General features: G+C 63.6%; 25 protein-coding genes. 22 read left to right on the top strand and 3 right to left on the bottom strand.

The window, feature by feature from the left end:
- Positions 1 to 108: 108 nt before the first annotated feature.
- From eccD to BTO20_RS20885, 19 genes are all read left to right on the top strand, one after another.
- On the top strand, positions 109 to 1,599 hold the full coding sequence (gene eccD / locus BTO20_RS20980) for a type VII secretion integral membrane protein EccD (RefSeq protein WP_087078105.1): 1,491 nt from the start codon (positions 109 to 111) through the stop codon (positions 1,597 to 1,599).
- A 38-nt stretch (positions 1,600 to 1,637) separates the two neighbouring features.
- Positions 1,638 to 3,062, top strand: coding sequence for a type VII secretion-associated serine protease mycosin (gene mycP / locus BTO20_RS20975; RefSeq protein WP_232490804.1), 1,425 nt, complete (start codon positions 1,638 to 1,640; stop codon positions 3,060 to 3,062).
- A gap of 67 nt (positions 3,063 to 3,129) precedes the next feature.
- Complete coding sequence (locus BTO20_RS20970) at positions 3,130 to 5,394, top strand: type VII secretion protein EccE (RefSeq protein WP_087078104.1); 2,265 nt, start codon at positions 3,130 to 3,132, stop codon at positions 5,392 to 5,394.
- Positions 5,395 to 5,431: 37 nt separating this feature from the next.
- Positions 5,432 to 7,228 (top strand): type IV secretion system DNA-binding domain-containing protein, encoded by a 1,797-nt coding sequence (locus tag BTO20_RS20965; RefSeq protein ID WP_087078103.1) that lies wholly within the window; start codon positions 5,432 to 5,434, stop codon positions 7,226 to 7,228.
- An 883-nt stretch (positions 7,229 to 8,111) separates the two neighbouring features.
- Positions 8,112 to 9,518, top strand: coding sequence for an IS1380 family transposase (locus BTO20_RS20955; RefSeq protein ID WP_087078016.1), 1,407 nt, complete (start codon positions 8,112 to 8,114; stop codon positions 9,516 to 9,518).
- Between the two features lie 424 nt (positions 9,519 to 9,942).
- Positions 9,943 to 10,272: a hypothetical protein gene (locus BTO20_RS20950; protein WP_087078102.1), complete on the top strand. Its 330-nt coding sequence runs from the start codon at positions 9,943 to 9,945 to the stop codon at positions 10,270 to 10,272.
- 108 nt (positions 10,273 to 10,380) lie between these two features.
- Positions 10,381 to 10,755, top strand: coding sequence for a hypothetical protein (locus BTO20_RS20945; RefSeq protein ID WP_087078101.1), 375 nt, complete (start codon positions 10,381 to 10,383; stop codon positions 10,753 to 10,755).
- Positions 10,756 to 10,974: 219 nt separating this feature from the next.
- The gene (locus tag BTO20_RS20935; RefSeq protein WP_019346176.1) at positions 10,975 to 11,223 is read left to right on the top strand and encodes a hypothetical protein; all 249 of its coding nucleotides are present in this window, start codon (positions 10,975 to 10,977) and stop codon (positions 11,221 to 11,223) included.
- 121 nt (positions 11,224 to 11,344) lie between these two features.
- Positions 11,345 to 11,857, top strand: coding sequence for a ribonuclease HI (gene rnhA / locus BTO20_RS20930; protein WP_087078099.1), 513 nt, complete (start codon positions 11,345 to 11,347; stop codon positions 11,855 to 11,857).
- A gap of 32 nt (positions 11,858 to 11,889) precedes the next feature.
- Positions 11,890 to 12,213: a hypothetical protein gene (locus BTO20_RS20925; protein ID WP_131721857.1), complete on the top strand. Its 324-nt coding sequence runs from the start codon at positions 11,890 to 11,892 to the stop codon at positions 12,211 to 12,213.
- Positions 12,210 to 12,455: a hypothetical protein gene (locus BTO20_RS20920; protein WP_087078098.1), complete on the top strand. Its 246-nt coding sequence runs from the start codon at positions 12,210 to 12,212 to the stop codon at positions 12,453 to 12,455. The genes BTO20_RS20925 and BTO20_RS20920 overlap by 4 nt, the downstream gene beginning before the upstream one ends.
- A 1,121-nt stretch (positions 12,456 to 13,576) precedes the next feature.
- Positions 13,577 to 14,005: a hypothetical protein gene (locus BTO20_RS20910; RefSeq protein WP_087078096.1), complete on the top strand. Its 429-nt coding sequence runs from the start codon at positions 13,577 to 13,579 to the stop codon at positions 14,003 to 14,005.
- 156 nt (positions 14,006 to 14,161) lie between these two features.
- On the top strand, positions 14,162 to 14,968 hold the full coding sequence (locus tag BTO20_RS20905; RefSeq protein ID WP_232490803.1) for an ATP-grasp domain-containing protein: 807 nt from the start codon (positions 14,162 to 14,164) through the stop codon (positions 14,966 to 14,968).
- A gap of 91 nt (positions 14,969 to 15,059) precedes the next feature.
- Positions 15,060 to 15,236, top strand: coding sequence for a hypothetical protein (locus BTO20_RS39475; protein ID WP_157680288.1), 177 nt, complete (start codon positions 15,060 to 15,062; stop codon positions 15,234 to 15,236).
- Between the two features lie 423 nt (positions 15,237 to 15,659).
- Complete coding sequence (locus tag BTO20_RS20900; protein ID WP_087078094.1) at positions 15,660 to 15,947, top strand: hypothetical protein; 288 nt, start codon at positions 15,660 to 15,662, stop codon at positions 15,945 to 15,947.
- A gap of 3 nt (positions 15,948 to 15,950) precedes the next feature.
- Entirely contained in the window at positions 15,951 to 16,223 is a 273-nt protein-coding gene (locus tag BTO20_RS20895) for a hypothetical protein (protein WP_087078093.1), read from the top strand.
- A gap of 253 nt (positions 16,224 to 16,476) precedes the next feature.
- Positions 16,477 to 16,701 carry a hypothetical protein gene (locus tag BTO20_RS20890; RefSeq protein ID WP_087078092.1) on the top strand — a complete coding sequence of 75 codons (225 nt, stop codon included), beginning with the start codon at positions 16,477 to 16,479 and terminating at the stop codon, positions 16,699 to 16,701.
- A complete protein-coding gene (locus BTO20_RS39470; RefSeq protein WP_157680287.1) occupies positions 16,694 to 16,870 on the top strand; it encodes a hypothetical protein in 177 nt (58 codons plus the stop codon). Before BTO20_RS20890 ends, BTO20_RS39470 begins: the two co-directional genes overlap by 8 nt.
- Positions 16,867 to 17,313: a phosphatase domain-containing protein gene (locus tag BTO20_RS20885; RefSeq protein WP_087078091.1), complete on the top strand. Its 447-nt coding sequence runs from the start codon at positions 16,867 to 16,869 to the stop codon at positions 17,311 to 17,313. The genes BTO20_RS39470 and BTO20_RS20885 overlap by 4 nt, the downstream gene beginning before the upstream one ends.
- A 1,558-nt stretch (positions 17,314 to 18,871) precedes the next feature.
- On the opposite strand, the gene BTO20_RS20880 is transcribed toward BTO20_RS20885, so the two are convergent.
- Entirely contained in the window at positions 18,872 to 19,279 is a 408-nt protein-coding gene (locus BTO20_RS20880) for a four-helix bundle copper-binding protein (RefSeq protein WP_087078090.1), read from the bottom strand.
- Between the two features lie 341 nt (positions 19,280 to 19,620).
- Positions 19,621 to 20,568: a L,D-transpeptidase gene (locus BTO20_RS20875; protein ID WP_087078089.1), complete on the bottom strand. Its 948-nt coding sequence runs from the start codon at positions 20,566 to 20,568 to the stop codon at positions 19,621 to 19,623.
- A 990-nt stretch (positions 20,569 to 21,558) separates the two neighbouring features.
- On the opposite strand from BTO20_RS20875, the gene BTO20_RS20870 reads away from it, so the two are divergent.
- The 3 genes from BTO20_RS20870 (at position 21,559) to BTO20_RS20855 (ending at position 25,537) form a co-directional block, all read left to right on the top strand.
- Positions 21,559 to 22,332, top strand: a complete 774-nt coding sequence (locus tag BTO20_RS20870; RefSeq protein WP_087078088.1) for a response regulator transcription factor — start codon at positions 21,559 to 21,561, stop codon at positions 22,330 to 22,332.
- Entirely contained in the window at positions 22,322 to 23,782 is a 1,461-nt protein-coding gene (locus tag BTO20_RS20865; RefSeq protein ID WP_087078087.1) for a sensor histidine kinase, read from the top strand. The genes BTO20_RS20870 and BTO20_RS20865 overlap by 11 nt, the downstream gene beginning before the upstream one ends.
- 648 nt (positions 23,783 to 24,430) lie before the next feature.
- A complete protein-coding gene (locus tag BTO20_RS20855; protein WP_087078085.1) occupies positions 24,431 to 25,537 on the top strand; it encodes a PLP-dependent cysteine synthase family protein in 1,107 nt (368 codons plus the stop codon).
- A gap of 27 nt (positions 25,538 to 25,564) precedes the next feature.
- On the opposite strand, the gene BTO20_RS20850 is transcribed toward BTO20_RS20855, so the two are convergent.
- Positions 25,565 to 26,650 carry a sensor histidine kinase gene (locus BTO20_RS20850; protein WP_232490802.1) on the bottom strand — a complete coding sequence of 362 codons (1,086 nt, stop codon included), beginning with the start codon at positions 26,648 to 26,650 and terminating at the stop codon, positions 25,565 to 25,567.
- Positions 26,651 to 26,652 lie beyond the last annotated feature (2 nt).

Genomic DNA, 26,652 nt, shown 5'->3' with positions numbered 1-26,652 from the left:
GAGTGCGGCGCGGTCGGACGACAGCGGATCTGCCGAAGCATCCGTGGCCCTTCTGCAAGTCGCGCCGCAGCCAAGGGGCGACGTCGGACCCAGGTAACCATTGCGCGCATGACACAGCCCGTATCCGTGCTTGCCGACACCACGTTCGTCGCAGTCAACGTGCACGCCGGCGACTCCGCTTTCCAATGCAAACTGCACGCTCACACGACGGTAACGGCGCTGCTTCCCCAACTGCGCGAACAATTCGCCGGAAGCGTTCACTCCGAAGGGACGGTGCACGCCTATCTGACCGCTGAACGCGTGGAGTGGGCGCTGGAGGCCGGGCCGATGCGCAAACGGCTGGACCCCGAGATCACCCTGGCCGAAGCCCAGATAGCCCCGGGGGCCGACCTCTACCTGACTCACCGCACCCGCACCGAGAGCTATCCGGTCCTGCGTGACGACGTCGCCGAGGGCGCCGCGGAGGTATCTCGGCGGCTTTTCGCCGTTCTTGACGGCCGCGACACGCGGCGGTTGGCCGCCGCAGCACTGCCGCCGGCAGTCGCAGCTGTCGGAGCAATCGGCATAGCCGACGTTCTGTCCGGTAATGCCGCCGCGCGGTGGCCGGTGGTGGGTGTTCTAGCCGCGCTGGCCGTAATGTGCGCCACCATCGCCGGGGTTCTGTCTCGGGCCCGCGACGAGTTCGACGATGTCAGTGCCTCGCTATGCGTTTGTGCCTACCTGGCCACGGCGGGGGCCGCGCTGGCGGGGGTGCCACGGAGCCTCGGGATCTGGCACTTGGCCACTGTCGGCGCAGCTGTGGCGACCATGGTCGTGGCGTTGTGGTCGGTGACGGCGAACAAACCTGCCGGACTGCACGTAGGTGCGGCCGCGGTGTCGGCATGCGCGGTGCTCGTCGGTGCGCTGCACATCATTTTGCCGGTGTCATCACAAGCGGCGGCCGCGCAGATGGTGTTCCTGTCACTGGTCGTCATCGTGTGTGCTGTGCAGTTCTCCCGCGGAGTGGGACGGGTGCTGGTGAACTACATCCCGACCACCGGCGAGCCGGTCATACGGCGGTCCGAGCAAACCGTCGCCGCAGTGTCACGAAGGTCGACGTCCGGGGTCGCCATCGAAGCGATGCTCAACCAAGAGGCTCGCGTCATTACCACGCTCAAGGCCCTGATCGGCATGGTCGCAGGGGCAGGAATGGCACTGGTCGCCGCGGCCGCGGCCGGCGGCTACTTCACCTCCAACTACGAGTGGCACATGTTCGCGCTGGTCGGTTCTGCGTCAGTTGCAACGGTCGCGATCGGACGCGGTCTCGTCATTCGTGCTGCTGCCGTGCCGCTGATGGTGGCCGGTCCTTTGGCCGCCACCGCCTATTTGGCCGGTCGGGCGGTGTCACCGCATCAGGCGGACCCAGTCGTGCTGATCGCCGGAGCAGCTCCGCTGATGCTGTTCGTGCTGCTCTCTACGCTGTGGGCGATCCGGGCCCAGTCCATGCATTCACCGCTGGATAAGCGCCGTCTGGAAAGGGTCGCGGTGTTGGCCGTCGTGGCGGTCTTTCCGCTGCTGGTTCTCATCATGGACGGCTGGTCGAAGGTCCGAAACCGCTGAGCACCGCCACCTCCACCCATTGCCGAGAAAGGTTCGTCGTGCCCCGTCTCCGCATTCTGACAGCGCTACAGCGCAGCGGTGCCATCCTCGCCGCTGTTCTGCTGGCCGCAGTGCTATCGCCTGCGCCGCAGGCCTCGGCCTACAGCCCGTACGTGTTCGACCCAGCGGTAGATATCGCCCCGCCTGACGCCCCACCAGGACCTGACCCTCGGTTCCCGATGAAGCAGCAATACGAGTGCGCTACCTCCGGGCAACTGGCGGGATCTCAATTCGACTCGGTGCCGATCGACACCGTTTGGGGCGTTCGGGATCTGCACGGCTTGTCCACCGGGAAAGGTCAGACAGTCGCTGTCGTCGATTCCGGGGTGAATCGAAACGATCGGCTGCCGCGTCTGCTCGGTGGCGGTGACTACATCATGGGCACTGACGGGCTGCTTGACTGCGACCATCACGGCACCCTGGTCGCCGGGATCATCGCGGCACAGCCGAAGCCCGGCGACGGCTTCGTTGGAATTGCCCCCGATGCCGCGATCATTTCGATCCGCCAGACATCAGACCGCTACAGCATCGACACCACCAAACAACCGGGCAATGCCCGCGACGCACAGGCCGCGTCCAACCTCACCACGATGGCCCGCGCGATTGTGCGTGCGGCGTCGTTGAACGCCACGGTCATCAACATTTCGGCCACAGCATGTGTGCCTGTATCGGCGCCCGTGGATTTGAAAGAGTTGGCTGGCGCTCTCTATTTCGCAGCGGTGGTGAAGAACGTGGTGGTGGTGACCGCGGCCGGAAACCTCGGCAACGACTGCGCTCCGAACCCAGGCCCCGACCCTGCTACCCCGTCCGACGAACGCGGCTGGGGCTCGGTGAGCGCTTTGTCGCTGCCGTCGCTGTTCGACCAGTTCGTGCTCAGCGTCGGCGGCACATCGTTATTCGGCGACCCGTACGTCAAGTCGATGCCGGGACCGTGGGTGGGTGTGGCCGCCCCGGCGATCAACGTCGTCAGCCTCGACCCGGCCAAGATCACCGGTGAGCTGATCAACGCGCAGACAACCAAAGCCGGCGACGAGCCGATCGCCGGAACCAGTTTCGCTTCTGCAAACGTTGCTGGCCTGGCAGCCCTGATCCGGCAGCGCTGGCCGAACCTGAGTGCCCACCAAGTGATCGAGAGGATCAAGCGCACCGCCCACAGTCCATCGAGCGCGTTGTCCTCACTGGTCGGCGCCGGGGTCGTGGACCCCAAAGCCGCGCTGACCGCCCCAATCGACGACTCGATCCCGATGCTGCCCGACGGTGTTCCCGCGGTTGCAGCGGTTCCTGGGGCTCCGCCACCCCCACCGGACACTCTTGGCCGCACGGTCGCCCTGATCACGTTGGCCGTGCTCGGGTCCGCGGTATTTATCGCCATGGTGGTGACCCTGGCCCGAGGAGGGCGCGGACGCAAGGAACGACAGCCATGACCACTCAGCGGTGGTTTCCGGTTTCCGGTGTCGGTTGCCGCGCAGTCAAATTCGAGGAGGACAACTGATGGCCCGCCGTGCGCGCACAACGACCGGGGACAACGACGCCACTGAATCGGCTCCGCCGCGGCTCGCGGTTCCGGACCGCAAACTGGTGTCGCTGACCCCCAGCACCGGCCTGGCCGCCTCGGCGCTGGCCACCACTGCCGCACTGGGATTGTCCCCGTACGGGCCGGCGGCCGCAGCTGGTTCGGCCGCCGCGATCGCGGCTGTCTTCGGAGCGCGGGCGGGGGGACGCACACTGGGACAGTGGGTGGCGTTGCGTCGCGGTAGCCGTGACCTTCCGGAGCAGGCGGCAGCGTTCTCACGCGAAGGAATAGGCGTGATCTTCGACGGGCACACCGTCTCGGCACTGGTGCAGATCACGCCGAGGCCGTGGCAGCTGACCAGTATCACTGCAACGGGCTCTTGCCAGTCGCCGGTGATCTCAGCAGATGTCCTGCGCCGTCAATTGCGCCAGTACGACATCGGAGTCAATCGCTTGACCGCCATCTGCGCCGGGTACAAATTCGCCGCCCGCGACGTCGCCGCCAGCGTCCTAGACACCCTCATCGGACCAGTGTCGGTCCCCCTCGGTGGGATGACGGTGATTGAGGTGTCGCTGCGCCTGGAAGCCGACATGCTCGGTCCTGCTTATCGTCGCGCACAGCGTGATTCACTCCCGCACGGCCTGTGCCAGGCACTGACGATCGCGGCGACCCGGGTCTGCCACGCACTGGCCGAGCAAGGTTTCGGTGGCCGAATCATGGATGTGAACTCGATCAGAGCATTCCAGTCCGATGTCCTCGCACAGGTGGGCCGTCCGCTGGCCAGCCCCGGGTGGAGAAGCTGCGGCCCCCGTTCCGGTGTGCACACCCGCACCTACGTTCCAGCGCGCGGGCACTGGAACGCCGAGTCGGCCGGCGGCTGGCACCACCTGCAGTCCCACCGGCAATACACCACGCTGACACTGACACCGCAGGGCGATAATCAGGCGCTGGCCCAGCCTCTGATCACGTACCTGGTGCGCGGTGAGGACGGCCTGGCCAAAGCCTCCGGATACGGCCTGCGCGCCGCTGTCGGACAGCAGGCCGCAGGCCTGGCTCAGGCGTTGCCGGTGACCCGGCAGCTTCCGATGCGGTCTCCGGGTGCCCTCATCGACGACGATCATCACCTCGGATTCGGTATCCCGGCCGGGGGAGCAGGTGTGTTCGTGGGTACGCGCGAGGACAAGACGCGCGTCTTCGTGGCAGTTTCTCCGACCGCCGAGCCGTTGTGGCTGTCGGGTCCGGTCCTGTTCGCGATGCAGATGGTGGCGCGGCTGTCGACGCAGGACCAGATCATCGCAGTGATGATCGACGATCCGCGCTGGCACCGGTTAGTTGCGCACCGCGACAGCCCGACACTGACTGTGGGGTCACTGGATTCGGCCCCCGCCGACGTTGTGGTGTGCACGCCCGCATGGTGGGAGCGCCACCGCGAGCGGTGCGCCGGCAAGGCAGTTCTGCTGGTCACCGAGGACGTCCCCGGACGGGGGGCCTCCAACAGTCTGACCGTAACGACCACGGCCAGCGGACATTCGGAGATCGCGGTAGCAGTAGACGAGCAGACCACGACCGTGCGCTGGGAACTGACACCGATGGAGCGCCGGACGCTGCTCGGGGACGTCGATACCGAGGGATCTGCTGCACCACGCGAAGGGTCGGATCTGCGCCTTCCACAGGTCGTGGATCTGCCGACGGCCACCGCGGCGATCCGCCCCAAGCGTCGACCGGCTGCCGCTGTGCCGGCGGTCGAGACCGTGAGACAGGCCGCGGTTCCAGCGACCCCGGCTGCAGTTCCGGTGACGCGACCGGACCCTCCTGTCTCCAATCGGCGCGCGACTCCAACGACGCTGTCGGTACGGGACGTGACAGAGCTGCCTCCGGTGGTGTCCGCGCCACCTGCTGCAGCCCGGTCGCCTCGACGTACCGCGGCTCCGACGCCGACGAGAGCGCCTGCGCCGCGAGTCGACACCGCCCCGGTCGCGGCTTCGCCCCCGCTGACCCCGCCGCCGGCGGCGGTGCGAACAGACACGCCCGCCCAGGACACCCCGACCCCGCCCCGTCGTCGCGACCGCACTCCGCTGCGGCCCGCCCCGGCGGGGTCACCTCCGCTGGCACCGGTAGATCCGCCCCGGATCCGGTCCCGGGACCGCCAGCCGAGCCCGCCACCTTCGCCAGCTCTTCCGCAGAAACCGCCGGCGCGCCGGGGAAAGCACCGTCACGGATCGGATGAGGAGGGCAAGCCGTGACCAGCGATAGCGGCGATCTGTTAGGTGCGTCCCAGCCGTGAAGTCCGGTGAAAGTCGCGACACCAGCGGGTTCGCTCGAGCCTCCTACCATTCCCAGGCGTTGTGCCTGTCCGCACTGGGAATTGCTGGGCTGCTGGCTCCGATCGCCGTATGGGGCTATCCCTCGCCGGTACGCACCGCTGTGGGGTGGGGCGGCGCAGCAGTCGGAGCGTGGATTCTGGCCGCGGCGCGCCGCCAGTGGCGGATGCAGGACGGTGGCTACCGCCGTGAGGTGCCGTTGGGCGTTAGCGAGGCCGCACACGTCTCAGGCAGCGCAGTTCCAGAGCTCCCGCCGACCCTGTATGAGCACGGGAAGTTGCACCCTGAGGTGCGCCGCATCCTTGATATCGCCGCCTCCCAGTTCCGCGACAGGCTGGTGCTCGACCCGGCCCAAGTCGAATTCGAAGAAGACGGCAGGGGTGGAAGGAAGCTTGTTCTGTGGGGATTCCATTGTGTGGATTCAGGTTTCCTCACTACCGCTGGCATCCAGGACAGGTTGCAGTCGACGTTTCGCAAAGGACTCGGCGGGGTTTGGGCGTTCGAGTGGGATGAGACTGGTGACCGCTTTCTGGCGAGTCGCAAGTCGCGGATCGAGAGGCTGGTGTTTCCCCCGGACTGGCCTGTCGTTACCGACGCCGCTGCGGCCAAGCGGCTCTACATCGGCTGGGAGTTCAAAGTCGGCAAGTCAGCTCGGGGTGTGGAAGGTGTGTGCCCCCAGAAAATGCCACACCTCATGTGCATCGGTGAGTCGGGCTCTGGAAAGTCGGTGAGTGTGCGCAGCCTGCTTGAGCAGTTCCGCGCCGCTGGATGGCAGTTGATTCTCGCCGATGGCAAAGGGCCGGACTACGCCGGATACTTCGCTCCGCACCCAGAGGACAACAATCTTCCCGTTCCGGGCACAGTCGCCGTCGGGATCGGTGCCTCCCCGCGCGGCATGAGCTATGTCGGCGCGATCGTTCTGGCATATCTGATTCTGCAGGAGCGGCAGAACGGTTCCATGGAAGCCAAGATCACTGATCCGGAAGGGTGGAACAACTTTGCGCCGGTGCTGCTGGTGATGGACGAGATCAAAGGCATGCGCGAGAAGTGGAAGAGCGCCTTGCCGGGCAAGGACTTCGAGGCCATCGAATCGATGGTGACCGAGATTCTCTCCCTGGGCCGCGAACTGCGGGTGCACGTCCTGCTGGTATCCCAAGACGCCCGTGCGGTGTCGATCCCGAACACCTGGAAGTCGAACGTACCCATGAGTATCTGCTTGGGCCGGCCCAAAGAACTGACGCTGAAGTATGGGTTCCCCGAGTCGGTGCAGCCCAAGGTTCGATTGATCACTGACGCGATGGACCCGAAGATTAAGGGCCGCTGCGTGATTGCCTCCGTCGACGAGAAGACCGGCGCTTCCGACGCCACCGAGTATCAAGGTTACCTCGGATATTCCCCAGGCGAGTCGTGGGATAACGCGAACCTGCCGCCACAGGTCAAAGATCATTGGCCGTCGTTCAAACAGAATGTGTCGGACAAGGTTCCGCGGATGTACACGCGCCAGTGGTTCAAGATCGAGGAGAAATCCGAGGCGCAGATCACCTCCGAGGAGAAGAGCGGCGATCGCGGCTACATCGACTTCGAGATGTTCACCGTCGAAGAACTCAAGAAGATGCACCGCGTGGCCTTGGACAAACGAGGATCTGACGGCCGCATCATCCCTGATCCCGCCGTGACCAAATTTGACCCGGCCAGCCCGCACTACGTGTGTAGACCACCGCGCGATGACGCGAACCGAGTAGTAGCCGAGCTTTGAGAGGGAAGTGCTTTGCGGCTGCGTCCGAGCAATGCTGGAGCACGGCGTTTGTCCCAGCCGTGAAGCACTGGCCGGCGCTGACCTTCCACTCGTTTCGACCGGCGACCTCCGTCATTATTTCGTGTCTGCCGCAGGGCATCTCAGATCCTCGCTGCATCGCTGCAGCCTGCGCCGCGCACAGTCCGAATCGCGTCTGCTTACGCCGCGCTGTCACGTCCTCCCGACCGCGAGCCGGACAGCTCCCGGTCGACAGCTTCCTGCAATTCGTCGCGTGTGTAGGGTCCATCGCCGATGTGAACCACGACGCGGTAGCCGCAAGCGGCATAGGAACGTGCTGGTTCATGGTCATCGACATAGTCGTAGGGCTGCCCGTCTGCGCCATACACAGTGGCAACTGGGTAGTCCGGATGAATGTCGTTGGGATATCTCTTCATTAGATCTCACGCCTCTGTGCCGTCACTTCGGATGTCCACGTCCGGGGCCGCCCTGAACGTGTTCGCAGCCTGGCACCGCTGAGGCAGCGTTCGTGTACGTGGCGCGGCCGCCGTGACCGAGGAAGTTAGATTTGCTGCGGTTGGGTGGGACTGGCGCCTTCAACTGGACTTCACGACGACCCTTGTCACGTCCTCCCAAGACTGCCGTCCCCCACGTGCTTCGTGATCCGATAGGCAGAACCCTGCGGCTGCAAAACCTCACCGCGCCGCGCACATGCGATGCCGCCGCCCGGCGAGATGCTGCCGGACATGAGCGATTTTCCGACTAACCCGAATTTTTCGCGGAATGTTGCCTTTGGCGGTGTGTAGATAAGCGAAAGTGCCTGTCCTGCAAGGGATAATTGGACTTCTCTACGGTTCAAAGATCCTGACGGGAAGGCACTTCGCAGGTGAAGAATATCGCGGCCGCATCGCGGGTGAAAGTGTCGGCCGACGGCCATGGCGTCGTGTCGCATGCCGGGATGGGCCTGCTACGTGAACTGGCCGATCGGACCGGGTTATCGGCGCAGGTCACGGCTGCTTTGGCCGACACCTACCGCGGGCCGTGGGTGTATGCGCCCGGAGACGTGTTCGCTGATCTGGCGGCTGCGGTTGCTGACGGGGCGGACTGCATCGACGGGGTCGGCCAGCTCTGCGGCGACCGTGAGCACGCCTTCGGTGCGAAAGCCTCGACGACCACGATGTGGCGGCTGGTCGATGAGCGCATCGACGCCGCACACCTACCCGCGGTGCGGGCGGCCCGAGCGGGCGCGCGGGCGGCGGCCTGGGCCGCCGGTGCCGCCCCCGCTCCGGGTGACTGGCTGCACATCGACATCGACGCCACCCTGGTGATCGATCACTCCGACAACAAAGGCGGTGCGACGCCGACCTGGAAGAAGTCGTTCGGGCACCATCCGCTGCTGGCATTTCTGGACCGCCCCGAGATCGCCGGCGGGGAAGCCCTGGCCGGGCTGCTACGCACCGGCAACGCCGGCTCCAACACCGCCAGCGACCACGTCATCGTGCTGGCCCAAGCGCTGGCAGCGCTGCCCGCGGCCTGGCGACCCGACCCCAGGGCTGGCGATCATCCCGACAAGCCCAAGGTGCTGGTGCGCTGCGACACCGCCGGAGCCACCCACACCTTCGCCGACGCCTGCCGGGCCGCCGGGGTGGGGTTCTCCTTCGGTTACCCCGTCGACTGGCGCGTCCAAGACGCGGTGGACACCCTCAACCTCGCCGAGGGCTGGTACCCGGCGATCGGCACCGCCGGCGGTCTCCGCGACGGCGCCTGGATCGCCGAAGCCACCACCCTGGTCAACCTGTCGTCGTGGCCACCGGGCACGCGGCTGATCCTGCGCAAAGAAAGGCCGCATCCGGGCGCCCAGCTGCGATTCACCGACGCCGACGGGATGCGGATCACAGCGTTCATCACCGACACACCACCCGGCGTCGTGTCAGGACAGGTCGCCGGCCTGGAACTGCGCCACCGTCAGCACGCCCGCGTCGAAGACCGCATCCGCGAACTCAAAGCCACCGGCCTGCGCAACCTGCCCTGCCACTCATTTTGGGCCAACGCCGCATGGCTGGAAATCGCCCTCACCGCCGCCGACCTGGTCACCTGGTGCCGACTCATCGGATTCCGCACCCACCCGGGCCTGGCCCGCACCGAGATCGCCACCTTCCGCTACCGGGTCCTCCACGTCGCCGCCCGCATCACCCGCAGCGCCCGCCAAACATGCCTACGTCTCGACGCCACCTGGCGATGGGCCGCCCAGATCGCGACCGCCTGGCAGCACATCCGCACCGCCTTCGACTGATCCACAGCTCATCTGATCCAACTGACGAAAGGCCCACTGGCCCTGGGAAAGCCCGCCCAGCCCGGCGATAAGGGACCACCCCGCCACGCCCCGTGACCGCAGAAGCCACCTCACGGCCCATCTTGCCCCAACGCTCCACCGCAATCACCTTGGACGAAAAATCGAGGCTAACTCTTTGGCCGGATCCTGTGGCGACTGTGGACGGCCATTCGAGCTCGACTCGCGTGGAATGAGCTTCCACATCAACGAAGACGGCAGCTGCGATTTCGGGTCAGACCGCGACCACGTCGCCTACGGCTGATTACCCGCGCCCTGGACGAGAAACAGCGACGGCGAAGGGCAACCTGTGCGCCGCCCCTTCGCAGCGCCGCGACTTGCGGACTTAGCGCGATTCGGCACCACACTGACAGGGAAAGGACGACCGATGAGCAAGTTTGCGTGCCCCCGAGACGAAGTGCTCTACCAGCTCACCCTTGACGGAACGGGGGAGTCGTTCGGTGACGTGACTACTTGGGGGCTGCACTACACCGGGTTAGGCGAGCTGACCCGTCAGGAGCTGAACAGCCAGCACAGCGACCTGCTGGCCGAGGCTGGGGCGTCCGTCTCGGACTTCCCGGAGAACAACTACTGGGTGGTGGCCGAGGACGGTCAAGGGTTCATCACCACCTACGCCTACTCGGACGAGGCCCAGTACCGATCCGCACTGGTTGACGCCGAGAGTCGCTGGTCCACATTCGATAACGGAGCCGCCTGAACCCGGCGCCCCACGCCGACTCGCGGCGTGCCGCCACATCTCATTCTTCAGTTCAGCTGCGCGGCTGGTGTGCTGCCGGCGACCGTTACGAGAGGACCCGCACATAGCATGACCCGTGAACAGGTCTGTGACCGCATCGCCAACCTGCATTTGGATGACCTGGATCTGGTGATTACCCGTGACAGTGACGGATTCGCGGTCGCGGAGAGCCGCGGCTGCAGGTCGTACGTCTCCGACATCGGATCGTCCTACGAGGTGCCCGACACCGCAGACGAGCACGGCCAGCACGCGTTCACCGCCGGCCCATGGACCGCCTACCAGTACCACAGCTCGTACACGGCACCCAACCGCGGCAACTATGCGCGTGAGATCGAAGACCTGGTCAACGGCGATGCGTCAAAAGTGGTCGTCGGTGTCACCGCGGTCTTCGAGGACGAGTCCGACCCCGGCACGTGGGTGTTCGGCATCCGGACAGTGGAGTAAGACATGCACCCGATATCCGCAGGTGAACGGGTCGAATTCAGGCTCTGGCCGAACGACCAGCCCTACACAGGAACCGTGGTCGAGGTTCGAGAGGCGGTTCCGCAAGCCGATCCCCGAATCCGGCGCGTAGACAACGAGGCACATGCCCTTGTCGATGTTGACACCGGAGGACAGGCGGCCGTCGCGCTGTCTGAACTGCGAAAGATAGAGGGCTGATCTATGGCCGGATTCGATGCCTGGATCGACACGTTCGTCGAGGAGAAGGGGGTCGATCTCGAGCACCGCTTCGACGTGGACGGACCGCAGTGGGGTTGGAACTCGATCCCGCTCTCCGTGGTAATCGACACGGCGAAGAACACCAGTCCCGCCGAGCAGGAGCAGATCAAGAAGCAGCTGGTCGAGATCGACTTCAAGAACGGCGACGCGATGCACTTCTTTGAGTTCCTCGCGCAACAACTGGCCCGCTGATGGCCGGCCAGTTTCCGCGTGGTGGCACCTGACCGCACTGTGCACTGCAGCCTCTGCGGAGCCGATCGGCGTGTCCTGCATCTGAGGCTGTGCTTTTGAGATCCCGTGAAACGGTTGACCAATGGATGTCCCTGAGACCATCACCATCTACACCGACGGCGCCTGTCATGGGAATCCGGGGCCGGGCGGTTGGGGTGTAGTGCTGCGTTTCGGTGAACACGAGAAGCACCTCTACGGCGGAGAGAAGGCGACCACCAACAACCGCATGGAGTTGTTGGCCGCGATCGTGGCGCTTGAATCGATCACCGCGGCGCGTCCCATTCAGCTGTGGACCGACAGCCAATACGTGCGCCAGGGCATCACAAGCTGGATCTCCGGCTGGAAACGCAAGGGGTGGAAGACATCTACAGGCCAGCCGGTGAAGAACGCAGATCTCTGGCGGCGCCTGGATACCGTCGCCGCGCAGCACACGGTGGACTGGCGTTGGGTGAAAGGCCACGCAGGGCACGAAGGCAATGAGCTCGCCGACCAGCTCGCCACACGCGGCGCGAAGGAGTTCGGTGGCTCGACAAGGGCCGCGGGAATACCGAACCAGGGGAGCGGACGGCAACGACATCGGAGGTGGCCACGATGACGGCGCACACGCGGGGCGCCGGAGGTGGCCCGATGGGCCAATCAGAGTGCCGGTTTGCCCGCAAGCGCCGGTATTCGACCCGAGACCTGGCCGTGATGGGCGCTGACGAGGTCAAGGCCGCGGTCGAGTCCAGCGGTCGTCGATTCGACTCGCTGCACCCGTACCGGTGCCCTGACGGTCCGCACTGGCATCTGTCTCACTATGAGCAAGCCTTGGGAATGTGTCCCGTCTGCGAGGAGTGGCATCCTGCCTGGTGCGGGTCTCAGCCAGACAAGCGGTGGATCATCTCCGGGCACGTGGTTGACGAACAGCCGTGCCCCGGTGAGGGACAGCTGACGGCGGCGGTGTCCCGATGAGTATCTACGTCGACATCGCCGTGAACAGTGAACTGATCGCCGGTGTGGCCATCACCCGCACGACCAGCGGTGGTGAGCAGCCCGACTCGACCAACACCTACCGGTGGACGTATGCCCGCAACGGCGACACGGCCGTCGGATTCGTCGAACACCGGTACGGGAACGGCGCTATCGCACTGGCGCACAAGGTTCTCGGTGAGATCACCGAACGCCGCCGGATCGCCCAGGAGACCAACCGATGAGCGTGTGCGACGCCTGCGACGGTCAGGACCACGGGGAGTTCGAGCCACTGAAGTTCAGCGGACTGTACCGCGAGTGGCTGTGCGGGATATGCCGATCGGTCCTGCTCGACCAGCCGATGGACTCGGCTGGTGATCCCCCAACACGGCTCATGACAACACCCGCGGCCGCCGAAAGACGGACGCTGACGGTCGCTGACCAGAACCCAGCGCGCACCGACGACAACGGGACCACCTGGTATCGGCCATCATTCGAGGGCCAGGCGCCACCGAAGATGTGGGGTTGGACTTCCGACCCCGCCCACGCACACCCGGACTACGCCGCGGCTGCGACCACGTGTGTGCTGCCCGCCGATGTCACGGCTGAAGATCGTGCTGCGGTCTTGGAGTTCGCCAACCATTTAGCAAGGGAGTCACGGAACCGTGGCATGGCTCAGCATCCGCTGCCGAACCCGTCTGAGGTGTCGGAATCCGAGTCCGGCAACGGATGTGACCACGCACCTGACGAGGGCTGTTACCGGTGCTGCAGTGACTGCAACTACGACACCCACACGTGCCGGGGCTGTGGAGAGCCGTACAAGCACGGGCACGATCCCCGCTGCAAGGACTGCGAACCCAGCTCTGCAGATCCAGTAACGAAAGGCACGAACTGATGCGCGAATACCGCACCAATCAAGAACAGGGGGACACTGTGGTGCTCCAAGCAGTAGATGCCGCTGGCTACCTGTACCCGGTCGACGTCGAGCCGGCGCAGCAACAGCGCGGACGCCCGCGGCGCTCAACCCCCGCCAAGATGACGCACACGGGCCCGCACTTCGCACCTGCCCGCCTCCGGTCCCTGACGTCCCTGACCGGGTCACCTCTGCGTCCGCGCCCCGAGTTGGCGGAAGTGGGACCCGTGCCGGCCAGCCTAAACAGTGAAGTCTCACGAAAGGGAGGCAATGACAACCATGTTGAAACACCGAAATGTCGATGAAACTGTCGACGACGGCGACGAACTGCTCAACGCTTTCGGCGATCGGTTGATTCTGGGCGGGGCGTGGACGTGGGCTGATGGTGGCCAGTCACCTACCCGCAGGTGCACGAAGGCATGACGCAGAGTTCATCTGCCTGAAAGGGGCACCATGATTCTCGGATTCACCGGGACCCGCCGCGATCCCACAGCCGATCAGAAGCGTTTTATCCGACGCAACCTGTTCAACGCCACCGAACTGCATCACGGCTGTTGTGAGGGCAGCGACTACGCCTCTCATCTGTGCGCGGTAGACCTCGATATACCGACAATCTGGCTGCATCCACCGACCGATGAGAAACTGATGGTGCCGCTGTCCAAGCTGCTCACACGGGGTGGGATTCACGCGCTCAGCGCCAAGCCGTACCACGCCCGGAACCGCGACATTGTGGACGCTTGCGAGTTGTTGATCGCAACGCCAGACGGCCCGCGCCGTCCGAACAGCGGAACTTGGTACACCGTTGACTATGCCAGGGCCAACAAAGTCACTGTCGTCGTCTGTCTGCCAGGCGGCATCATCGACAACGACTACTCGACCTGACGTAGGGCAGCTCAGCTGACCCGCATGCACCGTCGCGGCCATGCCTGGTGACGCGCCGCGCACCGGGTGATCCGAACCGAACCCATAGCGTCAGCTCTCCACTATAGAGAGAACACCATGGCCACAGTGCAATTGTCACGTCCCCGAATAACTCTGGTGACGCACCAAACCTGGCGCGCCGAAGACTTGGCGCCGTGGGCCGATGTGCACCTGGACTTTGGGCTGGACACCGCCGCCGGCGCTGATGCTGAGGCGATGCTGTGGTGTCCGGGCGGATGGGCTGCGGCCGCAACGGTACGGCACCGCCACCTGCAGCTGTCCTCGGCCGGGCCCCGCTGGCTGGACTACCTGCCGATCGAACTGACCGGACGCGAGATCGTGACCTCGGAATCTGGTGCGTTACGGCAGACACCGCCTGTCATTCATGGCGGGACAATATTCGCCAAGCTCCCTGAAACCAAGCATGATTCGTTTCCGGCGCAGCTGCGTTCACTCGATGAACTTCTCACAGATCTGAGCCGGCTACCGGACCGTGAGCCAGTGCAACTGCAGACTCCGGTGCATTTCGACTCCGAGGTCCGTTGCTGGGTGCGTGACGGCCGGGTCGTCGCACGAGCCAGCTACTTTCCGGACCGGGCACGGGAGGACTGGCTGGATCTCGATGATCCGGTGCGGGCAACGGCGGCAGTCCTTTGGCTGGAAGAGGCACTGGTGACGTGTCATGTACCCGTTCCGCCGGGCGTGGTGATCGACGTCGGCTGGTGCTCGGATCCCTGGTTCGGAGAGCCCGGCTGGCGAATCGTGGAAGCCAACGCCGCGTGGTCGGCTGACTGGTACGGCGCATTGGAGCTGTCCTCGGTAGTCGAGACCGTCGTCGCGAGCCAAGTCGGCGTGTCGGATCAGTGGCGTTGGTATCCCAGCCCATTGCTGCTGCACTTGTCGTCGGGACTTGCGCAGCGATGACTGCTTCGGCGCTGCATGGGGCTACGGAGTGGCCGACCAACGGATAGAGGCGCTGCAGCGCGCAGGCTATCAGTAAAGCTAAGGAGTGAGCATGGCCAAGATAATCATCACCTACGAGTATGAACCCAACCTCGACCACTACCCAACTGGCACGGAAACAGCTGCTGAGGCTATGCGATTCGACGTTGACCAGGTGCTGAACGGAAACACCTACTGGGGCGAATTGCTCGACGGCGACGGCAAGATTACCGCATCGGTGGTCGATTAGCCGCCACAGGGAATTGTTTTGCGGCGCAAGGACTCAGCGCCGAATCATCGCAATGGAGAAACCGATGGACGACTGGCCCGCGATGACGGAGAACGTGTGGAATGAACTCCGCTTCCAGGGAATGTGCAAAACGTGCGCCAAGCAGGTGCGCACGGTGCATGTGTGCGTATGGATCCCATGCCCGACCGGCGGATGGTGGTCACATCAGGAACACCCCGACGACAACCATGGCGCCGAAATTGGTTGGCAGCCTGAGCAAGACATGAATAGGCAGGGACACGTCTTCACTGTCGGCGAGCACCCGCCGGGAGGAACCGCGGTGTCGACTCGCGCCGGAGCCGGAACGGCTGTCTCAAGGGTGTGAGTATGCGACTAGGCCCCGCTGGGGAATCAGAGAGCCACCAAATGACAAAGGGAGCAGCAATGTCCCATACCGAACAGGTCAAACCGCTCGACCTGCGTGAAAGCGACCTTATTGACCTCGTCCCACTCTTGAACGGTCCGTCATCGCACCCGTGGACGTGGCAGCCGTTCGGTGCTGACGACAGGGACCGGGCAGAAGCGATCGAATCGGCCCGAGACATCGCGCAATACGAGTTGGCGGTCGTGGAATCGGTGGAGCACGTCGATGGAGACAAGGTGGTCGTCTACAACGATCAGATCAATGTCACCGTAGCCGCAGACCACCTGATCACCCGGACGGTGGGCTGACCTGTGGCGAGCACCGACATCGTCGGCTACACGTTCCAGGCCGAGAATCTGTGTCCATCTTGCATGCGCGGCAAAGTGATCACCTGGGGCAGGTTCGATCCGGAGTCCACGGCGTCCACTGAGTCGCTGCTTGCCGACCTTGCCAAGGTTGTCGGCGTCGACCACATGAACGAACGCACCTATGACAGCGGTGATTTCCCCAAGGTGGTGTTCGACAGCCAGGTCGAGGATTCCGAAGACCGATGCGACGGGTGCCATGAGCCCCTCATCGGATAGCTCGTCGAATCCGATCACCGATCCCGCCAGGGGAGTGGGCCTATGGCGATGGAGAGAATCGTTTCGTCGCGAGCTGGAGGACTGAACGCATGAGCCCCGATCCCAGCGGCACTGACCGACACAGTTCCGGTGACGTAGCTGCTCACAGCTCCCACCGAGGACGGCACCGCGCGCCTGATCCCCTCGTCCGCCCGGAGATCAAGATCGGATCGATGGATGCTCCCACCGATCCGATCCAAATTGGACCGCAGCAATGAGCACCGCGACCGAGCACGCGAAAGTTGCCCAGGACACCGCTCCGTACGAGTCGAAGCGGATCGCCAACGCGATTATCGACCGCTTTCAGATCCCCGCCGAGCACGCGCTGCGTGCGGCGTCGATGCTGGCCATCGACGATCGGCAGTGGGCATTCAAGATCAGCCAGGGCTACTGGATAGACCCCGTCCTTCAAGCAATCGAGGCGACACAATATGAGTAACCTTCACGTCGGCGGTCAGGTCCGCATCCATGTCCGCGGCGTCGATCTTCCCGCCGAGATCATCGCGCTGTCACGGTCACGGGCGACGGTCGAATACATCGACGCCCACGGTGAGAAGCGCGCGACCAAGGTACCCATCAACGCCCTTACCCCGGCGGGCGTGGGATGACCGACGCGGTCATCGTCGACGTCGACGGGACTCTGTGTGACGTGTCGAGTGTGCGGCACTTCGTTGCGGCGCGGCCCAAGGATTTCGACGCATTCCACTGCGCCGCCGAAACGTGCCCGCCGCATACGCATGTGCTCGACGAAGTTCGTGAACACCACCATGCCGGACACCGCATCGTCGTAGTCACCGCCCGCATGTACCGGTGGGAGCAATCCACCCGCACGTGGCTCGACCGGCACATGCCGGTGCCTTACGTGGGACCGTTCATGCGCGGCGACAACGACTTCCGCGCTGACGTGGAGGTCAAGCGCGACATCCATCGAATACTCACGCGCGATCACGGTTTCCGCATCGTTCACAGCATCGATGACAACCCGGAGATCGTTGCGCTCTGGACGGAACTCGGCATACCCACCACGGTCGTTCCTGGTTGGACGCAGTGATGCGCCGGTGTTTGTGCGGTCGACGAAGCGCCGGGTCGAGCAGCGAACACCGATGCGTGGATGTCCTCGGCGGCTACTGTCAGACCGTCATTGGCCGACACGTCGTCCAGCTGTAGGGCGCCATCTGCGCAGATACAGCGGACCCTGTAGACGATCCAGAATCCCTTCTCCGCTTGATCGCGCAGCTCGACCAAATCGCCAACGGAGAAGCTGCGGTCGCGAAAATCGTTCGGCTTCCACGATGTCATCGGTTCCCCCTACTTGGACTGTTCCCATTCACCCCGGTACACGACACAGACGTCGGACCTCATCGCGCGAGGCCCCCAGCCCGTGTTTTTACGAGCCTCGTTCTCGTCCTTCTTCACAGTGAGGACGGTTGTGGAGAAGGGGCGACCATCGGTGTCGAGTTCGTCGCAACTTACCTGCCAGCGATGCCATACAGCGGCCACAAGCGAGACCCTTCATTTTGACCGCTGATTCGGGAGTCGTTTGATCACGAATTTCGGAGTCGCTGAGGAGGGTCGGTGAGTCGGATTGATCACGAATTTGGGAGTCGCGTTGATTGACCGTTGGCCTGGTGTCCGGGCGGCTAGGCACAGGCACAGGCACAGGCACAGTCGGCCCGGCCGCCGCTTGGCACTAGTAACTTCCCAGGGAAGAAATCCTGGGGTAATTGTCAGCGGGCGTTACGGCGAAGACCTCCGAAGTGATTTGGTGCGTTCCTCAGGTCGCACTTCACTCGGAGGTCTTCGTTATGTCACCACGCCACGCTGCCCGTAACGTCCGTGGTCAGAACTGCTAGCCGATCCAGGGCAGATGCGGAGGACCGCCCCCAGGCCCGCCTTGATAGTTGGGGTAGTTGGGTGGCGCTGGCGGCGGCACATGGATTTGCGCGTGTCCCGGTGAGGTGCATTCGTGAACGCCGGGAGCGGGCTGCGAGCATTGCTGTGGCTCCGCCGCAGCGGAAGGAGCCTCAATCGCTGTCGCGGCACCGAGCGCCGCGACACTAATCGCCAACAGGTAGCGGAGTTTGATAGTCATCGAAGTTAGCCTCTCGTTTTCCCCTCACGTCTACCGTTGCACCGCCATCGGGGCGGGGCGAGGGCCAAAAGTCCCTAATAATCGCGGAAATATCACTAGTATCGTACGTACTACATACGTTCGGTAGGCGTAGCGATCGAACAGCAGCAGCGCCCAAACCGCGGGCGGAGGATCGAGCGGCACGAGTCCGGCAGCAGACGGAGCCTGGTGAGGCGTGTCGGTTCCGGTCGAATCTTGAGCAGGCTGCCCCCGGAAATGGCTTGTTAATTTTCGGACCGGAGCCGTGCCCGGCGATCAGTGGTCATCGTAGGGCTGGGTTCTGTCGCACCTCATTGGTTCAATGGCCTTGTCCTGCGCACGACCGTTTCCCACTTCAGCTACTGATGTCGGCATGTCTGCAGTGCACAGTCCAGCGGAATGCAGCAGGGTTCAAGGCCGATGCCACAACCCCATTGGTTCACGAGCGGAACGAGGTCTCGACGGCCGAGGTGCTGAGACGTTCGCGGTTCGCGACCGGTCAGCTGAGGTGTGTGATGAGGTCGCGGCAGGCCTGTTCACAGCGTCGACATTCGTCGGCGCAGGTTTTGCAGTGTTGGTGGTGCGAAGCGTGGCGTTCGCATTCATCGGCGCAGACTCGGCATGCGGTTGCGCATACTGCGAGTAGGGGTTTGGCGAATTCGGGGTCGAATGCGGTTTGTCTGGCGTTGATGTGTGCGGTAGCTGTACAGATGTCGGCACAATTGAGGTTGGAGGTGATGCAGGCGGCGAGTGTGTCGACAGTTGGCTCACTAAGGCATGCATCGGCGCACTGAGTGCAAGTTTGTGCGCAGTCCAGGCAGGCGTCGAGGCATTGGGCCAGGATCGTCCGGAGTTCTTCAGCGATCTTGCGGGGATGGGTTTCGAGGATGGTGGCCGAGGTGGTCATGGGTGACCTTCTTTCCTACTAGGGGATTCCGTAGTTCCGATGGCCTACCCCGAGGGCGGCGCCGACAAACACACTTCCGTAGTCGAATGAACAGCTTGTGGCCTACCGCGTTGCCCACAACAGGAACGTGCTCTTTCGCTTCTGACGTGCTCCAGGCAGGCGGCTGACTACACAGTGCCGCCCATTTGCTTTCGTGCACATCACAACGTCGTCGGCCGTCGCCTGGTTCGGGTGGTGTGGCAAGGCAATGTTGCGTCCCTGGATACTGCGGGCCCGATACTTCGGCCGCTTTTCGCTACCCTGGGCCGGCGTGTGGCTGAGCGGGCACGTCCCCGCCCTGGTTAGATCTGCCAGTCTTGTGCGCCATCGGGTTGGTTGTAGATGCCAACAGAGTTCTTGACGACGACGGGGTCGCCACTACCGAAGTTGCCGAAGAACCATTGTGCATTGGCGGGGCTGAGATTGAGGCAGCCATGGCTGACATTGCGTTTGCCTTGGTCGGCTACCGACCAGGGTGCGCTGTGCACGAAGATTCCGCTGTTGTCGATGCGGACGGCGTTTTGGACCTTGAGTCTGTAGCCTTCGGCCGATCTCACCGGGACCCCGTACGTGGAGGAGTCCATGATGATGTCAGCGAATTTTTCCAGCACGTAGTAGGTACCGTTCGGTGTCTCATAACCCGGTTTCCCCAGTGACACAGGGAATGTTTTTTCCAGTTTGCCGTTGCGGACCACTTGCATTTGGTGAGTCTTGTCATCGATCGTGGCGACTAGTGCGTCGCCGACCCGGAAGCTGGACATGGTGCCGGCCGCATCGATGTTGACAACGGTGCCCGCTGGCCAAAAATCGATTGGCCGCCAACGGAGTTGGGTGTCGCTCATCCAATAGAACTTGCCCGGCACGGGCGGGTTGGACGAGATGCGAATCGCGTCCTGTGCCATCTGCCGGTCAGCGATAGGGCGTTGAAAGTTGATGTAGATCGGCTTGGCGACCCCAACGGTCGAGCCATTGACAGGATTGAACGATGGGGGGAGGAATGGCGGCTGCCCCGTGAACGGAAGCGGGTTTTGTCCGATGGGAGTATCGGAGTTCAACGGTTGTGTGAACGGCGCTGGCAGTTCGGGTGGCTGCGGCGCCACCGGGTTCGGGATCGGCGCCGGTTGGACGGGCACCGGAGGAGGCGCACCCTCTGGATCGGCTATCGCTGCCGGCCCGCTCAGCAGCGATGTCGAGAGCCACAAGGCTGCCAAGATAGGGGCGGCCCAGCGACGTGTGCTCTGGTGGTACATGGTTGCCTCCTCAGCGCAGGTGTGAGACGAGCGGCCGGGCCAACGGAATCTGCGACACGTGCTCCACATACTACTATTTACGTACGGATACCGTATGTAGGGTGAGTTGCGGTGACGTGGCCTGGCTGAGCCAGTTTCACGCTGCATGTCACAGTGAAGTTCGCCGTAGTTTGGACGAACCGTGCGGTGGACATGCTGCGGGAACAACGCCGTGGCCACGTTGTGGTGTACGAGACTGTTACATACGTACCGATTACGTGTACATGCGGGCATCATCGCAATGCTGCCTACGGAGTTTCGAGGTCGTGCTTGGCCGTGGCCACGGTAGTGGGTTCTTTACGGACTCTTTATCGAAAACCGAACTGCTCGCAAGATTCGGCGCCCATCCTGGGGAAGATCAAGACAGCGGCGGCCAAGCAGCGCAACGCCGCGGTGTGAGACATCGCACCGTTGAGGTCCACGTGACGACGAAAGGACACGAAGTGCAGGCAGGGCGGACGGCGGCCACCGTGGCTGACGGTGTGATGGCCTCGCTCCCTGTCCCGCCCAACTGCGACCGACCAGCATGGCGAGATCGCCACCATGCAGGAGCTTCTCACGCCGCGGTCGGTGTGCGAGGGCCGCTCAGATCCGTCGATCATCGCACCTGTCGGTGCGCCGCCGTGACTCGGTCAGCACACACGACGAGGATTCGTGTACCCGTCCCACACTGTTCATCGAAGGACAATATCGAGTTCCGTAATTGAATTCTTAGGTGCATCACCGGCGGCGGCGAAGAGAACCGACCCCCGATGGACGTGTGACGTGACGTTTCATCGAATTAAGGTCGCCTTCGCCGCTGCTTTTGGGGCGTGCGCATTGTTGATGATGAGGACAGGTTGAGATGAATATGACGCCACAACAAGATTGTATGATTTGTCGCCAGCAGGGACTATATGCGAACCGTATGAATGTCGTGACAGCACCACTTGGATTTCGGACCATATGTCTATGACAACCGTGTCAACAGCACATGAGCAATTCGGCGGCGCCGTCGTTGACGCGCCAATCACAGGCAGCGGCCACGATGCACAGTCGATTAAGATTTTGCTGGTTGATGATGAGCCGGCGTTGACAAATCTGGTGAAGATGGTCCTGCACTACGAAGGCTGGCAGGTCGGTGTTGCCCACACGGGTCGCGAAGCGGTGCAGAAGTTCATCGAGATGCGCCCCGATGCCCTCGTCCTCGACATCCAGCTTCCCGATGCGGACGGGTTGGAGGTCCTCAGGCAGGTACGCAATGGTGATCAATACACACCGACCCTGTTGCTGACGGCCCGCGATGCGGTGATCGACCGCGTCACCGGTCTGACGGCCGGTGCCGACGATTACATGTCCAAGCCGTTCAGTCTCGAGGAGCTCGTCGCCAGGCTGCGCGGTTTGCTGCGCCGATCGAGTGTGCTGTCTGCACCCGACAACGAGGTGCTCAGCGTGGGCGGCCTTGTTCTGTACGGGGCGTCGCGTGAGGTGACCCGCGATGACGACCCGATCAGCCTGACCGGTACCGAGTTCGAGTTGTTGCGGTACCTGATGCGCAATCCGCGGCGGATTCTGAGCCGCGCTGAGATTCTCGATCGGGTCTGGAACTATCGCTTTGCGGGGCGGACCAGCATAGTCGACCTCTACATCTCGTATCTGCGCAAGAAAGTCGACGCCGGGCGAGCTCCGATGATTCACACGGCCCGCGGTGTCGGATATATGCTGCGGCCGGCCGATGGCACATAGCCGCGTGCCGTGGTGGCCGCCGCGGTCGCTGCTCAGCCGACTGGCGGTGGGCGTCTGCGCGGTCGTCACGGTGGTGTTGCTGGCTGTCGGGACGGTATCGATTCTGACGTTGCGCAGTTACGTGACCAACGTCAGTGACGCGCAGGTGGGGCGGGCTTTGACCGCATTCGAGTACGCGCTGCAGGACCATGCCGACGGCCCACTGCTGGCAGAAGAACTTACTCACTTCACCGGCCAGGGCGTCGACAACGTCATCGCGGTGTTGCATGGCAACGAGATGGTCGAATCAGCTGTGTTTTACGAACGCGATTCGCGACCGGCGCCGGCGGACGTGGTGAGTGTGATCGAGAATCACGTCTGGCGCAACGGGCCGGCATTCACCATCGATTTGGGCAGTTTGGGGCCCTACCGCGTGCGCAGCCGAACGATCGAGGGCGGCGAGCGGCTGGTTTCGGCTGTGTCGTTGGCTCCTGCCTACCGTGCTCTCAGAGAGAAAACACTCTGGACTCTAACTCTGATCGTGACAGCACTTGCGGCGACGTCGATGGGCACCGTCGCCGTGGTGCGGTCGTCGCTGAGGCCGCTGCGGCGAGTCGCCGCCACCGCCGCCCAGGTCGCCAACCTGCCTTTGACTGACGACGACCACCGGATCACGATGCGTGTCCGCGCCACCGACACCGATCCCACCACAGAGGTGGGTATCGTCGGCGACACCCTGAATCGCTTGCTGGATAACGTTGACAGTGCTCTGGCCGCACGCGCGGAGTCCGATCGGCGCACGCGACGCTTCCTCAGCGATGCCAGCCATGAGCTGCGCACCCCGCTGACCGCGATCCAGGGCTATGCGGAATTGACCAGGCAAGATAGTACGGAGCTGCCAGCAGTCACCGAATACGCGTTGGCCCGCATCGAAGCCGAATCGCACCGCATGACGCGACTGGTCAACGACCTATTGCTCATCTCGCGACTCGACGAGGGACAAGACCTCGACTATGGCGAGCTGAATCTGTCCGACCTACTCGTCGACGCGGTGAACGACGCCGCTGTTGTGGGCACCGAGCACACGTGGCAGACCTGCCTACCCGACACAGCGGTGCATGTTCACGGGGACCCCGCCCGCCTGCATCAACTCATCAGCAATCTGCTTACCAACGCCCGGGTACACACCCCACCCGGGACCACCGTCGTGACCACCCTCGCTGTGCCGGGCACCGATGCGGGCTGGGTCGAGCTGACCGTTGCCAACGACGGCCCCGGCATCGACCCACAATTGCTGCCCACCCTGTTCGACCGGTTTGTCAAAGCACAGAATTCACGCGACCCGGGATCAGGTACCGGTCTGGGATTGGCAATCGTGGCCTCGATCGCCGAAGCGCACCACGGCACCGTGCAGGTCGAATCCACACCGGGCAGGACAGCATTTATCGTCCGCCTGCCGTTGACGGGTTAGCGCTTACTTCAGGTGGCTGCGAACCACGCCAAATGTGAACTATCACGGTGCCAGCTGAAAACATCCTGGACGTTCGATATGCGTATTTGTTTGGGTTCGATATGAGTTCCGAATAGCGCCCCTTTTCGCATTTACGCTGAGCGATAGACAAATCTTCTTTGAAAGGAAGGGCCAATGTCTTTCACATTCCGCTCACCATTAGCAGCCCTGGCGATCGCGATAGCCGCGAGCGCGGCACCGATCGCGTTTGCGAGCTCCGCAGCGGCCGCGCCAACGGGATCCACTGATGCCCAGTCAACAATCGGGATGCTGCAGGCCCAGGGATTCCACGTTCTGGTCAGCAGAGTCGGCGACGGGCCACTCAATACGTGCACCGTCAACGCGGTGCGACCCGGTCGTAAAGCCTCACAGAATCTGCCGATCCGGGCCGGAGTACGTACGCAGCCTATCGCGGCACCGACGGTGTACGTCGACCTGATGTGCAAACGCTGAGAGATCACGTAATGCGTTGTCGCTGCCATGTTTCCGGGCGCGCGCCCCGTCGCCGAAGCGCCTTCCAGTTCTGCTAACCGAGCCGACTGCGCCGTCGTGGAGGCGATCCGATTCCAATACCGGCCCGTGGGCGGTACGACTTGAGAAAGACACTCGATGAACCACGTTCTGAGCCCCGCACCGATCAGCCATGCTGGACGTCCCAGGCTGCTTCGTCGCTGCGATCGCCCTGCAGCAATGGTGGGCGACACACCGGTGCTACGGGTACCAGCGCGATTGACTCACGGCAGTCGCGGATACTGGGCCAAGCTCGAAGGGTTCAACCCGGGCGGCATGAAAGACCGCCCTGCCATGCACATGGTCGAATGCGCCCGGGCCCGGGGCGACTTGAGGCCGGGAGGGCGGATCGTTGAATCAACCAGCGGCACATTAGGTTTGGGGCTTGCGCTGGCGGGCATGGTGTACGGCCATCCCGTGACGTTGGTGACTGATCCCGGGATGGAGCCGATTGTGCAGCGGATGCTGTCGGCGTATGGAGCCACCGTCGATCGTGTCACGCAGCCCGATCCCCATGGTGGCTGGCAACAGGCCCGCAAGCAGCGTGCCGCGCAGCTTCTGGGTGCCGAACCTGGCGGTTGGTATCCCGACCAGTACAACAATCCCGATAACGTTGATGGGTATCGGAGCCTGGCGATGGAACTGCACGCGGAGCTCGGCCCTATTGATGTTCTGGTGTGCTCAGTGGGCACCGGGGGTCATTCTGCCGGGGTGGCCCGCATCCTGAGGCAGTTCAACCCCGACCTGCGGTTGATCGGCGTGGACAGCATCGGATCCACCATCTTCGGTCAACCGGCGACCACCCGGTTGATGCGCGGGCTTGGATCAAGCATTTATCCTCGCAATATCGCGTATGAGGCGTTCAACGAAGTGCATTGGGTTGCCCCGGCCGAGGCGGTGTGGTCCTGCCGCCACCTGGCCGCCCGCCACTTCCTCACCGGCGGGTGGAGCGTCGGGGCGGTCGCCTTGGTCGCCGACTGGGTTGCCCGCACAAGCGATCAGGACGCCACTATTGCCGCAGTCTTTCCCGACGGACCACAACGTTACTTCGATACCGTTTACAACGACGCCTACTGCCTTCAGCACGAACTGCTCATCGACCAACCGGCGGGGCAACCCGCCGTGATCGGCCACCCGAGCGAACAGGTGGTGACGGCGTGGACTCGGTGCAACACGGTGCCCCAGCCGGCACCCGCAAGGCACTGACACTTCGTGGCCGCCGGAGGCCGCTCATCAGTTCGGTGTGGCCGTTGTCGGCAACTCGACGGTGAAAGTGGTTTGTTTTGGCGAACTTGAGCTTTCAGCACGGATGCTGCCACCGTGGGCCTCGACGATCGCCTTGGCGATAGACAGACCAAGCCCCGAGCCCCCGTGCTCGCGGGTGCGTGCCGGATCAGCGCGGTAGAGGCGGTCGAAGATGTGGGGGAGGTGCTCGGGGGTAATGCCGTGACCGGTGTCGCTGACTCGCACCACGATGCATCCGGCCTGGTATTCGGCGCTGACGGTGACCAGGCCATGCGCGGGGGTGTGGCGTAGCGCGTTGTCGAGCAGGTTGGTGAGCACTTGGGCCAGTCGTTGCCCGTCACCGTGCAGCGGTGGTAACGACGGGGGAAGTGCTGTGTGTAGCTGCACCTTTTTGGCGTCGTATCGGTCGCTGACCGCTGTGGCGATGGTGAGAATGACCTCGGAGATGTCCACGTCGGCCATGGACATCGATGCGGCGCCTTCTTCTGCCTGAGCGAGTGCGGCGACGTCTTCGGAGAACCGGACGAGTCGTCGGGTTTGGTCTCGCAACATCGCGGTGGTGTCGGGGGTCAACGATCGCACCCCGTCTTCGACTGCCTCGATGTAGGCGTCCAGGACAGCTATCGGGGTGCGGATTTCGTGGGCAAGGTCACTGAACAGTTGGCGCCGGTTGACATCGACGGCCTGCAATTGTGTGGCCATGTGGTTGAAAGCGTGTGCCAATGAATGGAAGTCGGCGCCCAGACCCGGTGGTGGCACCCGGACGCCGTAATCGCCGTCTGCGACGGCGGTGGCGGCAGCGGCGACATCAGCTACCGAGCGTTGCAGCCGCCGGCTGACATACCAGGTCACCAGAATCGCTGTCACGGCCGAAACAACCACTGCACCGCCGACCGACAGCATGGTCGCGTACTGGTAGGCCTGCTCGGCGTGCAATTGTTCGGGTGAGCGCGGCGGGATGCCGGCACGGTGCAGGTGTTCACGGAACAACGGCGGCCCCACCACAGCAGCGACCAGCCAGGTGGTGATGGCCCCGGCCAGAAGCACTGCCGATTGCGCGATCAGCAACCGCATCC

Origin of the sequence: Mycobacterium dioxanotrophicus, assembly GCF_002157835.1 — a bacterium.
GTDB classification, from domain to species: domain Bacteria; phylum Actinomycetota; class Actinomycetes; order Mycobacteriales; family Mycobacteriaceae; genus Mycobacterium; species Mycobacterium dioxanotrophicus.
This window is presented reverse-complemented; position numbering and strand designations above follow the sequence as displayed.